Below are 12,520 nucleotides of genomic sequence, written 5' to 3' on the forward strand. Positions count from 1 at the left end.
TTCGGACTTAAAAGACCTTGCCCTCTCTGTGTACGGATGATAGACTGGTTTAGGCATTCGTCTTGCTGAAAGGAAAGTTACGAATTGTTACGATTGCATATTATTCTGGCGTTTGTGGCAACAGCCTTGCTCTTTGCTGTCGCAGATAGACAGCAGAGGCGGGATAGAGAAGAACCTGATTTCTCTTCTTCTCCATTACTAAGTGTGATGGAGGGAGAAATTTCCGACCACAGCACTCTTCCTACATTCAAATTTTCATTCTCAGATCTAAAAGGTCGAGCTAGAGCATTATCTAAACAACGTTACATTCCACCTAAACATTCCACTACAGACTTTTTGAAAGGTTTGCCTTGGAACCAATATAAGAATATTTTTTTTCGCCCTGAAAAATCAGTTTGGAAGAAGGAAGGAAATCCATTTCAGCTTCAGTTTTTGCATCCAGGTCATTTATATAATACGAATATAAGAGTTTTCGAAGTGAGGGGGGATTTTGCGAGAGAGATCGCATATGATCCTTCTTCTTTTGATCTATCTAAATTGAAAGGTGTAGGGGAGCTTCCGCCTAATCTTGGTTATTCGGGTTTTAAGATCCATTTTCCTATCAATACCCAAGAGCATACGGATGAATTTGCAGTTTTTCAAGGCGCAAGTTATTATAGGATCATTTCTAAAAAACAATGGTATGGACTTTCTGCTAGAGGGATCGCGATTAATACCGGTATGCCTTATCCAGAAGACTTTCCTTCTTTTAGAGAATTTTATATAGTCAAACCGGATAAAACTGACTCAACGATCACTGTTTATGCTCTTTTAGATGGGAGGACTGCAACAGGTGCTTATGAATTTCAGATCACTCCGGGGAAAGTTTCTGCAGTAAAAGTAAATGCAGAGGTGATCCTTAGGACTAAGGTGGATAGGCTTGGGATTGCTCCTTTAACCAGTATGTATTGGTATAGCGAGACAAGAGGAATTCCTAAAGGACAAGCTTATCCTGAGTCCCATGATTCAGACGGATTACTGATCCATTCCGGAAAAGGTGAATGGATTTGGAGGCCTTTGGATAATCCAAAACGTAGTACAACTTATTCTTTCTCGGATGAAAATCCAAGAGGTTTTGGTTTAATCCAGAGAGATAGAGAATTCCAGAATTACCAACATAGTGAGATGAAATACCAACTTAGGCCAAGCGCTTGGGTAGAACCTGAAGTTCCTTTTGGAAAGGGATCAATTCATCTTTTGGAAAATCCAACGGTTCAGGATTCGGATGATAATATGGGAGCATATTGGATGCCGGAACCTATTCCTCAGCCCGGAACTCCATTCGATTTTTCTTATACAGTTCGTTGGCCGGATACTGATCCTCTTCCTGATTCTATGGCAAAAGTTGTGGCTACTCGGATCGGAGATGCGCAGGGAGATCCTGATCTGAAAATGTTCTATGTGGATTTCAAAAGTTCTAATTTAAGTTCTTTGGATCCATTTGCATATATACAGGCAAGAATAGATACCGGAGAAAATGCAGAACTATCCGAATATTCGGTCCAAAAGATAGAAGAGACTGGAGTATGGAGACTTACCTTCGGAGTGTATCCTAAGAACAAGTTCAGACCTTCGGATCTAAAAGCTGCGTTAAGCAGAAATCAAGAAATCATTTCTGAAACCTGGAATTTCGTACTTGAGCCGAACTAAAAAAAAGCAAGAAGACTTGAGCGGTTCAGGTTCTTTGGAAAATCTTCATCTTTCCAAAGAATGGGAACGTCTGGAGCTTTATTTAAGGGGGATGGGGATCGAAGACAGTTTAGAGATCCATAATATTCTTTCCAAGGTTTTTGAAAAATCCAAATCTTCTGACAAAAATATATTCGAAATTTTCAAAGAAGAAACTTCCGTAAAACTACATCGCGATTGGGAGAGTAGTCTTCCTTCTTTAGAGCCTGGTTCCATGGTGCCAAGGCCAATCGACTTTGGACCACTCGCAGATCTTGCTTCTCCTTCTGCAGAAAAGCCAGAGCCAGTTGCATTGGTCCTTACTGCATTATTCTGGGCCACGGTATATATTTCTCTGGCAGTCTGGTATTTCTCATGAATGCGGAAACTTTTCCTACAAGTATACCTGAGTCAGAAGGTATCTTAAAAGAAGCATTCGATTCCAGAAAATTTACATATAGAAGATTGGGATTTGTTGGAGTTCTAGGACTTCTGTCCTTATTTGGGATCTATTTAGAATATCGTTTTCTTCTAATAAATGGGATTTCTCCTTTGGAATGGGCAACACTTTTGCTCTTCTGCTTTTTATTTCCGTTATTGGCGTTTGGTGCAACTACTGCGATCTTTGGAACAATCCAAAGAATTAGGGGAGGAGATCCAACACGTATCTCCGGTTTGATCGCAGGCCAAACAGCAAGCCCGAAGGAACTCCCGCCAACCGCAGTAGTAATTCCGATCCACTGCGAAGATGTTGCAAGAGTGGCGGCAGGTTTGGAATCCATGATGAAATCTGCTGCATCAGTTGGTTTAGGAGAAAACCTAGACTTCTTCTTATTATCCGATACAACTGATCCTGATATTTGGCTACAAGAGGAGAAGGCATTCTCCAAACTTTCCAGAAAGCCAGAAACAAAGGGTAGGGTATATTACAGAAAAAGAAGGATTAACCTGAATAAAAAATCGGGTAATATCGCGGACTTTTGCAGGAGATGGGGAAGACGTTATCGGTATATGATCGTCTTGGATGCGGATAGTTTGGTGACAGGCGAATGTATGCTAAACCTGATCCGACTCATGGAAGCAGTGCCTAACGCAGGTATTATACAAACAGTTCCTAAGATCATCCGAGGCAAAAGTTTGTTCCAAAGATTGGCACAATTCGGGACCTGGCTCGGTAATCCAATCTTTGGAGCTGGATCTTATTATTGGCAGGTATTTTCCGGACCTTTCTGGGGTCATAATGCGATCGTAAGGTTAAAACCTTTTATGGAACATTGTGGCCTCCCTGGTTTGCCTGGAGAAAGTGCAATAGGTGGAAAGATCCTATCCCATGATACAGTAGAGGCCGCATTAATTAGAAAAGCTGGATATACTGTTTGGTTTGCTTACGATTTAGAAGGTTCTTATGAGGAATGTCCTCCTAACCTTCTGGAAAGTTTAAAAAGAGATAATCGTTGGTGCCAAGGGAATCTGCAACATTTCTGGTTTTTATTCGTAGGGGGCTTACGGATCTCAAGTAGGATACATATTCTCTTAGGGATCTTGTCTTACGCAAGTTCTCTCCTTTGGGCGTTACTACTTATTGCGACCAGCTTTACCGTAATGGCGGATACTGATTATTACCGCTTGGCTTCTATTCCTGAAGAATGGGCTCAATTCCAAGAAAGTATGTATCTCCCTGTGTTCTATGGATTACAGATTTATACTATTCTAATATTATTTATGCCCAGGATACTTTCCTTCTTGGACGGTTTATTTTTTCGCAGAAAAGAAAGTGGAATTGGATTTTTCTCTTTTATAATTTCCTTTTTTGTAGAATTTATTCAGTCGGTGATTTTGGCTCCTGCTTATATGGTGCAATACACTAGATTCCTTTGGATGACTTTCTGGAATAGAAAGATAGAATGGGGACCTCAAAACAGAGACTCCTCTCAAGGAATAGATAGAATGGCCGCTGCTCGTGCCTTACTGCCTCAGGCATTCTATGGCACTGGAATTTCTATTTGGTTATTCGTATATTATCCTGTACTTTTTTATTGGCTATTACCAATCACTGGTGGATGGCTTCTTTCTTATTTCTGGGGAGTATGGACTTCTTCTTCTAAACAAGGAGAAGTTTGGAAAAAAAGAGGATTTCTTTTAACTCCGGAAGAAACCAAACAGAATACCCTTTTATCAGATACTGAAAATTTAGAAAAAGAATATTCCGAGTTTTTGGAAGGAATGGAATCTGGCAGAGGGATTTTTCTTTCTGTTGTAGATCCTCTTCTATTTCGTTTTCATACTTCTCGTCTGCGGACTCGAAAGAAAGAGTCAGATGCACGTAAAAGATATATGGACGTTCTTGTTTCCAATTGGAAAGAATCTGGTCCTGATTCTTTAAATTCAAAGGAGATGAGTAGGCTTCTTTGGGATAAACGTATTCTGAGCGATCTTCATTTCTGGTTTTGGGAGACGGATCTTTCTAAAACACATCCTTGGTGGAAGGAAAGGTTTTTAGAATACCAAACCAGGATACGCAAAGAACAGATCGTGAATTGGTTCAACTGATCCCAAAAATTCTTTTAATGTTTATATTATAAAAATTTAAATCTCTACTTTGGTATTCTCTGGGCAGGATCATAAAAGAATTGCTCCTCTTTGATCTTTTCTCCTTCCCAATGCTGATAAGCAAGTTCTTCCATATCCGTTGTAGTGCCATCTTTCCAATCGAAATGAAATACCCATCTAATTACGACGAAATCTCCGTTGATAAATACTGGACGAATACATTTAGAGGTTAATGACTTTGCTCTTCGAAGTACCAATTTTTCATTAGTAATATGCAAATCTCTACCTACTCGAGGTGGTGATTGGTTTTCCTGCATAGAAGCATCAGCCGTATAAAAAGCTTCGATAGCTTCATCATGTTTATTGGATTCAACGTGAGCGATGAATTTCTCTAGTGTTTCTAATGTTGGCATAAGATGTACCTTTTTTATAACGATTGAGTGATACTTCCTTGCCGAAAATTAGTCTGTAAACTCGAAAATCCTAGTTTGGATTCCAAACCTATACTCTATTCACTTTCATAGACTGAGGATTTTCGAGTTACTCTAACCAACAATTTTTATCTTACTGCCTGATAAATCTCCTCTCTATCTCCTTTCGAAAATACAAACTGCCATAGTTGTATCTTCCTGGAGCGGAATGCTCCAGCACAACTTAAAAGATAAAATTCCCACATACGTCTAAATCTTTCTCCGTACTTTTTCTGGATTAGATTCCATCCTTTCTCGAAATTATTATACCAAGCCATGAGTGTCTTATCATAGTCCGGGCCGAAATTATGAAGATCTTCTAATACAAAAAGATTCTCGCTTGCTTTAGCGATCTGCGCCGCAGAAGGAAGATGTGAATTTGGAAAAATATATTTTTCAATCCATCTATCGGTAACCTTATTGGAACTATTGGAGCCTATGGTATGAAGCAAGAATAATCCTTTGTCCTTTAGGGATTTATAAACTATCTCCATATAGGTCCTATAATTTTTATAACCTACATGCTCCATTTGGCCGACGGAAAGGATAGAATCGAAATTGTCCTTAACATCTCGATAATCCATTAATTCGTATTTTACTTTAAGTTCTTTGGATCTTTCTCCTGCAAGTGCCAATTGTTCTTTAGAAACGCTGATCCCGAATACTTCTGCTCCATATTCTCTGGCCGCATGTCTGGCGAGTCCTCCCCAACCACATCCGATATCCAAAACCTTCATTCCTGGTTGGAGATCCAATTTCCTACAGATCAGATCCATTTTGTTTTCTTGAGCCTCATCTAACGTATTTGCATTCTTCCAGTATGCGCAGGAATAAACCATTTCCTTGTCTAACATTAGCTCAAATAGATCGTTACCAAGATCATAATGCCTTTCTCCGATCACAAATGCTCTTCTTCTGGATTGGCGGTTTAATATTATAGATTCAAGATATAGAAAAAAGTTTCCCCATGTTTTAGAAGCCTTTTCTATTCCTTTGTCTAATAATCTTCTGACTGTTTCGTCGAATCTTCCACATTCGAACCAGCCATTCATATAGGCTTCTCCCAAACCAAGAGAACCGTTACTGAATATTTTTTCGAATAATCTATCGTCCTTTACTTGGATGTCCCAAGCTGCGTTTCCTCCGAAGCTGACTCCTGCCTTTGCAAATAATTCTTCTACCTTACCGCGAACTTTTTCCTTCCACATGACGCCCTCCAAGCAATCGCAGTCGCCGATTAAAATACTCGATTTTTGAAAGGAAGAAAAGTAAAAAAGATGAAAGAAGATATTAGACTATATTCTATTATACCAAACGAATGTTAGCTGGATAATGTAACTTATTTGATAAGATCTAAGATCGAATCTTGGATCTCTTGGAAGGCATCTTTCTGAAATCTTAAATCTGGAACAACGTTAGAAGATATTGCGGACTTGGAAGCTTGTTCCCAATTGAAAGAAAACAGATCATTATGAGAGATATAAGAAGATTTATACTGAGATTGTAACGTTTCTACCAAATACTTATATTCGGGAAAGTTACCTCTATCCGTATAAAGTATAGGAGTTCCTGCAAAATAGGATTCACTTAAGATACCATAACCTGGTTTGGTTAGTACGAAATCGCATGCTCTAAGTAGATCCGGATAATGACAGTTTCGAATAGTAACGATCCCTAGATTGTTTTTGGCTTCGATCTTCCATTCTATCCCACCTATCACGATTCTTCTTTTGGACGGGTCCCATTCTTTCCAATCAAAATGAGAAGAGTCGATCCCATAAGCACCGAAGGAAAATAGATAATATTCTATACCTTCTTCAAAGCCGTAATATCTTCTGGCTTCTTCTTTGTTTAGATTTGGTTTACGCCCTAATAATCCAATGTTTTTGGTTTTACGAATAGAAGTAACTGGGCAGGAAAGTGGAAGAATAAGTCCTAAATCGCAGAGTGCATATTCCTTTTTTAATTCTTCTGAATATTTTTGGAATATTTTAGATTCATAATATGAGTAAATATAATCCCAAGTAAAATTTCCCAAAAATAGAGAAGGGATCTTTAAGTCAGAAGAGATCAGAAAAGGAAAGGAAGAAGAATCCGACCATATAATATCCGGCTTTTCTTTTTTTAGATATTCAGTTTCTGATTCTAAGAGAGAGTTTTTATTCTTCTGAAATTCTAAAATTTCGGACTCAGTAGAATCTAAATCCATACCAAGAGAGTCTCTTTGAACTATTCCTACATCTGATTTTGTTTTTCTGAATTTGATCCTGGTCCTGACTTGTCCCCAAATACTGGAAAGGTCCAGGGAAGATGCAAACTCTTCTCCTCTGGGAGAATTGATGGTGGCTGTCCAATCTGGATTTTTATTTAAAATTTGTAGGATGGCCTCTAAGCTGCGACTGATATGGCCGAAACCGTGGCCGCTTACGAATGCGGAGATATGGATCTTTTTCATTAACGATTTTGTCGAAGTACTTCGTACATTAAAATTCCAGCGGACATTGCCAGATTTAAACTGTCGGCCACTCCCTTCATAGGGAGAGAAATATACTGATCACTTTGAGATCTTGCGTATTCACTTAGTCCGTACTGCTCACTTCCAAAAACAAGTGCAACTTTTCCTTTCAAGTTAGCGTCCCAATGAAGAGACTTAGCTTCAGGAGTCACCGCAAATGTTTTATATCCTGCATTTTTGAGAATAGGATAAAGTTCTTTAATATCAGATTGAAAAACATCCAAGGTGAATAATGTGCCTGTCGAAGAGCGAATAACGTTTGGATTAAATAGATCCAATCTTGGATCAGCAACAAATACTTTATGAAATCCTGCACCTTCTGCAGTTCTTAAGATGGTACCCAAGTTTCCTGGTTTTTCTACACCTTCGATTACAAGTACAGGATCATCTGAAAGTTTTGTTTTAGATGATAAGGAGAAGTCAGGTAATTCAGCGGTTGCAATCAGACCATCAGGTCTATCTCTATAGGAGATTTTTTCGAAAATTTGTTTTGGAACGATGATCGTTTTTGCATCGATAGAAGAGACTAGATCTTCTTCGTTTTCTCCTAAGTAACAAGCAGGGCAGGTGAGTAAATATTCAAAATTAACTTTGCCGGAAACCTGTGCTCTTTGGATCTCTCTAAAACCTTCAATGAAGAATGTGCCTGATTTTTCTCTGTTTTTTTTATCTTTAAGTCCGGAGATATACTTCAGCTTTTCATTTGAAAAACTGCTGATTTTCAAAATGTTCTTCTTCAAAGTTTTACTCTATTAGAATTAAATACACAATTGGAACCTGCAGGATGTAATCTTCCTGTGGATTCGGAGATAAAAAGTTCTTCTGTAAGATAATTACCAGGAGTTTTGATCCTACCTTCCAAAATTCTTCTGAGTGCAAGAGGGCTAAATCCAGTAGAGTGGCAGGTCAAGAATACAAACTCTGGCTTATTATTGCAAAGTTGCATGAGTAGATCCATCATCTCTGGCAGATCTTTTTCTATTTTGAAAACTTCTCCGCTTGCGCCTCGACCGAAAGTTGGTGGATCTAAGATAAAACCTATATATTTTTTTTCTCTTCTGATCTCTCTATTCAGGAATTTTAATACATCTTCAATGATCCAACGTACTTTTTTGTCGGCAAGTCCGGACACTTGTGCATTCTCTCTGGCCCATTCTACCATTCCTTTGGAAGAATCTAAATGGCAGGCGTCCAATCCTCCAGCTAATACTGATAAGGTGGAAAGTCCTGAATAAGCGAATAAATTTAAAACTTCTCCTTGTCCTGCAAGTTGAGAAGACACATTTCGGATGCGATCCCAATTGCTTAATTGTTCAGGAAAAATACCAAGATGTCCAAAAGGAGTAAAACGTATCTTAACAGTTAGTGGTGGTATTTGGATCAGAAACTCATCTTCCGAGTCTGGTCTCGAGGCACTGGATCCTTTCCAGTTCCAATTTCCTCCACCTTTGTCGCTCCTATGATATTCTCCGTCAGCGTCCTTCCAGAGAGAAGGTTGAGTAGGGGGCCAAGCAGCAACAGGAGAAGGGCGTATCACTTTATACGGACCCACTTGTTCTAACTTTTTAAAATTTCCGGAATCGATGAGTTGGTATGTATTTTTATTTGTGCTCATATGTTCTGATCCAAGGGTTCACATTTTTTATAGATATGCACCTTGAAGTATTTCCCCTCCGGAAATTCCTTACGTATAGGATGATCCGGTTCCGGTCTTAATTTGAAAAGATCCTTGTACTTCCATCCTTTGTTTGCTAAGGTTTCTCGGCCAATCTTTTCGAATTCGGACTCCAGGATTCTTCCGGAACAAGAAAGTAAGATTAGGTCTCCTCCCGGTTCCAAATGAAAGAGTGCCTTAGTAATCAGACTACGATATGCTTTTTTACCGGCGAGAATAGCAGCTTGGTTTGGAGTCAGATTGGGCGGATCTAAAACGATGAGTGAAAATTTTCTGTCTTCTAAAAATCCCCAGTCTTGGAATAGATCTGCTCGGACTAAATGATGTCTTCCTTTTGTGAGGACCGTATTTTTCTTTTCGAAATTTAAGATTTCGTGCTCGGGCAAAATATGAGATGCAAATTCTTCGAGAGCTTCTTTAGCTCCATCTGCGGAGAAGACAGACTTTGCACCTGCTTCTTCTAAACATACTGAAGTAAGTCCGGTATGAGAGAATAGATGAAGACAATCTTTGTCTTTTGCTAATTCCGGTTTTTCTAATATATATTGACGAAGATTTCGAACATCTAGGAAAAAACCGCCTTTCTGGCCAGGTATCTTCGTTTTCCATTGGACTTGATTTAGAAAAATTTTTTCTTCATATGGAATTTCTTTTTTGCCTCGTAAAAATCGGATTGGCAAAGATTTTTCGGAACCTATACGCTGTGGAGAGATCCATACGATTTGTTTTGGAATCGGTTCTTTAGTTTTGGAAGCAGCTAAATATAGATATCTAACTACTAATCTGGAAAATGTTCTTAAAGAGTTTGAATAGGTTTGGACTACCCAGGAGTTTCCATACCTGTCCACTGTGACTCCGGGGATGAGATCATTCTCTCCATGTAAAAGTCTGTATGCGTTTGTTTTTGTTCTAAGAGGTTTTCTAAGTTCTAATGCTTTCTCTATCGTTTCTAGCAATTGAGGAAGTGAGAATTCATTGCCTCTTTGTATAATACGTATTCCGATAGGACCAGAAGAAGAATAGATCCCGAATCCTAATGTTTCATTCGATCCGGAAACGAGCCTCATCCAATCTCCATCTTGGAATGCGGAGATTGCAGTGGATAATTTTCCGTTTAAGATCCAAGGATGTCCTGAATTCAGAACCGATTCGGTTGTTTTGTTTAATTGGTATCGTCTGAATCGGTTCGAAGTTTTGGAAGAAGCCACTTTGGTTTCGATATAGAGTAATTCAGGTCAGTCTATCCGAAACAGATTGGATTTCAATTAATTTAGCAACCTGATGCTAAGTCGCAAAGTGCAGAAAGTTACTTTTTATATAATCTTTTTTTCACGACTTAGCTTTGAGTTTTACCTTAGTAAAAATTCTCCTTTTATTTTCTATAACAAACGATTCTTGTCGCTTCTAACTCGCGCCCGTTAGAAGTTTCGCAAACGTAATTCCCGTTGTGTTCCTTGAATTCGTTGGAATGTTTTACTATCATTCTAATTATTGTTTCAGTTACAGTCATTGAAATTAATTTACAATCAGCACCGCCTGCTTCATAAGAACAACGGTAACATTCCGTAATTTTATTATTATCGCATATTGATTTTCTATATATCGTCCCTAAAGTTTGATCAGTAGATTCTAGGGTAAATAAAGGATAATTAGGATTTGTGTAACTTTTCAGACCGTCATATTTAGGTTCATTTTCGAGTTTCGGACAGTTTTCTTTCAAAAACCCGGCAAACGCCCAACCCTCTAATTTACCGTATCGAACGTTCGCCCATTTTGCTGTTATGTTACCGATGGTCTCAGAATTTTCAGAGTAATTTAGTATGGAAACTGATTCGGAATATTTCGCAAGACCCAATTGTTTCGCCGATTGGTTCGGGCTTTCTCTGATTTTTAATCCGTTATCTGAAGAAACGCAAAGTTTTGTTTCGGGTAAAGTTGCCTTAGATGAGGCAGATGCGCAGTTGTAAGTAATTGATATCGTAATCAATCCGATATATAGCAATTTTTTATTCATAAGCAAGCTGTAAAACGAATTCAACTTTTGTAAATAATATTTGTCTAAACTTCTTTGCCCCTTTATGTGAAAAATTATCCGCCCATTGCCCAAAAATAAAAAAGGACAGAGGGAAAACCCTGTCCTTTAAAAATATCAGCCTTGAAAAATTTTACTTTTTCTTAGCGCTGTCGTAAGCAGTGTCAGTTGCTCCAGTATAGATCTGACGAGGTCTACCGATTTTCATATCAGGAGATTCTATCATTTCTTTCCATTGAGCGATCCAACCTGGAAGACGTCCCATAGCAAACATTACAGTAAACATGTTCACAGGAATGCCAAGCGCACGGTAGATAATGCCACTGTAAAAGTCTACGTTCGGATACAATTTTCTTTCTACGAAGTAAGAATCGTTAAGTGCTGCTTCTTCCAATTCTTTAGCGATATCTAATAGAGGATCTTTTACTCCCAATCTGGAAAGAACTGCATCACATGCTTTTTTAATGATCTTAGCACGAGGGTCAAAGTTTTTATAAACTCTATGTCCAAATCCGGAAAGACGGAATGCATCATTCTTATCTTTTGCTTTTTCTACGATCTTTTTCACAGGAAGACCGGAAGCTTTGATCTCTAAAAGCATTTCTAGTACTTCTTGGTTTGCTCCTCCGTGACGAGGTCCCCAAAGAGCACAGATACCTGCTGAGATTGCTCCATACAAGTTTGCAAGAGAAGAACCAACTAAACGAACTGTTGAAGTAGAACAGTTTTGTTCGTGGTCAGCATGAAGTATCAATAAAAGGTTCAGGGCTTTTACGATCTCAGGATCGATATAATAATCTTCACTTGGAACTGAGAACATCATGTTCAAGAAGTTGCTGCAATAATCCAAGTGGTTCATTGGGTGAACAGTAGGTTGGCCCAATGATTTTTTATAAGCGAATGAAGCGATTGTAGGGAACTTCGCTAAAAGACGAACCATGGAGATATGTCTATGATCCGGATTTTCTGGATCATAAGAATCTTGGTAATAAGTAGAAAGTGAGCCGATCATTGTGGACATGATCGCCATTGGGTGACCATCTTTAGGGAATCCATTATAAAGACGTTTTAGATCTTCATGGATCAAAGTGTGCATGGTAAGTTCTTTATCCCAATCTTGTAATTCCTTGTCGGAAGGAAGATGACCATAGATCAGAAGATAAGCAACTTCGGTGAAACTTGATTTTTCAGCCAATTGTTCGATCGGGATACCGCGGTATCTTAAGATTCCCAGCTCTCCATCCAGGAACGTAACTGCGCTAGTGCAGGCACCGGTATTTAAATAACCGTTATCTAATGTAATGTATCCTGTTTGTTGTCTGAGTTTGGAGATGTCTATGGCCTTTTCGTTTTCTGTTCCCGTAATGATGGGTAGTTCATATTCTTTACCGTCGATTTTTAAGATTGCGGTGTTTGCCATTTTTTACTCCTGTTAGATGAATGATATCGGACGAACCGGCATAAGGTAGACCTCAGGACAGAGAGGTGAAATTGAAAACTCAGGTCCGTCCTTAGTACTATTTCATGGATCTGAAATTCTAGACAATCCAAAAAAAAGAATCCGTCTTGTC

At 38.7% G+C, this 12,520-nt stretch carries 11 protein-coding genes; 3 read left to right on the plus strand and 8 right to left on the minus strand.

All coding sequences use genetic code 11. The features are described from left to right. The first annotated feature begins 84 nt into the window (after positions 1–84). Genes CH362_RS05430 through mdoH form a run of 3 tightly spaced genes read left to right on the plus strand, consistent with a single transcriptional unit; the run spans position 85 to position 4,257 of the window. Positions 85–1,689: an OpgD/OpgG family glucan biosynthesis protein gene (locus CH362_RS05430; protein ID WP_100709371.1), complete on the plus strand. Its 1,605-nt coding sequence runs from the start codon at positions 85–87 to the stop codon at positions 1,687–1,689. Next, entirely contained in the window at positions 1,676–2,086 is a 411-nt protein-coding gene (locus tag CH362_RS05435; protein WP_100709372.1) for a hypothetical protein, read from the plus strand. The genes CH362_RS05430 and CH362_RS05435 overlap by 14 nt, the downstream gene beginning before the upstream one ends. Further along, positions 2,083–4,257 (plus strand): glucans biosynthesis glucosyltransferase MdoH, encoded by a 2,175-nt coding sequence (mdoH, locus tag CH362_RS05440; protein ID WP_100709373.1) that lies wholly within the window; start codon positions 2,083–2,085, stop codon positions 4,255–4,257. The genes CH362_RS05435 and mdoH overlap by 4 nt, the downstream gene beginning before the upstream one ends. Positions 4,258–4,301: 44 nt before the next feature. On the opposite strand, the gene CH362_RS05445 is transcribed toward mdoH, so the two are convergent. From CH362_RS05445 to CH362_RS05480, 8 genes are all read right to left on the minus strand, one after another. After that, entirely contained in the window at positions 4,302–4,670 is a 369-nt protein-coding gene (locus CH362_RS05445; protein WP_100709374.1) for a nuclear transport factor 2-like protein, read from the minus strand. 146 nt (positions 4,671–4,816) lie between these two features. Next, positions 4,817–5,935, minus strand: coding sequence for a cyclopropane fatty acyl phospholipid synthase (gene cfa / locus CH362_RS05450; RefSeq protein ID WP_100709375.1), 1,119 nt, complete (start codon positions 5,933–5,935; stop codon positions 4,817–4,819). Positions 5,936–6,066: 131 nt separating this feature from the next. Next, positions 6,067–7,182, minus strand: a complete 1,116-nt coding sequence (locus CH362_RS05455; RefSeq protein ID WP_100709376.1) for a glycosyltransferase family protein — start codon at positions 7,180–7,182, stop codon at positions 6,067–6,069. Beyond that, on the minus strand, positions 7,182–7,982 hold the full coding sequence (locus CH362_RS05460; protein WP_100709377.1) for a TrmH family RNA methyltransferase: 801 nt from the start codon (positions 7,980–7,982) through the stop codon (positions 7,182–7,184). The genes CH362_RS05455 and CH362_RS05460 overlap by 1 nt, the downstream gene beginning before the upstream one ends. Then, positions 7,979–8,857: a class I SAM-dependent methyltransferase gene (locus CH362_RS05465; RefSeq protein WP_100709378.1), complete on the minus strand. Its 879-nt coding sequence runs from the start codon at positions 8,855–8,857 to the stop codon at positions 7,979–7,981. Before CH362_RS05465 ends, CH362_RS05460 begins: the two co-directional genes overlap by 4 nt. Then, positions 8,854–10,125: a class I SAM-dependent rRNA methyltransferase gene (locus CH362_RS05470; protein WP_100709379.1), complete on the minus strand. Its 1,272-nt coding sequence runs from the start codon at positions 10,123–10,125 to the stop codon at positions 8,854–8,856. Before CH362_RS05470 ends, CH362_RS05465 begins: the two co-directional genes overlap by 4 nt. A gap of 164 nt (positions 10,126–10,289) precedes the next feature. Next, a complete protein-coding gene (locus CH362_RS05475; RefSeq protein ID WP_100709380.1) occupies positions 10,290–10,931 on the minus strand; it encodes an SH3 domain-containing protein in 642 nt (213 codons plus the stop codon). Between the two features lie 151 nt (positions 10,932–11,082). Further along, positions 11,083–12,369, minus strand: coding sequence for a citrate synthase (locus CH362_RS05480; RefSeq protein ID WP_100709381.1), 1,287 nt, complete (start codon positions 12,367–12,369; stop codon positions 11,083–11,085). Positions 12,370–12,520: the final 151 nt, after the last annotated feature.

The sequence above is a fragment of the Leptospira saintgironsiae genome (assembly GCF_002811765.1).
In the GTDB taxonomy this organism is placed as follows: Bacteria; Spirochaetota; Leptospiria; order Leptospirales; family Leptospiraceae; genus Leptospira_B; species Leptospira_B saintgironsiae.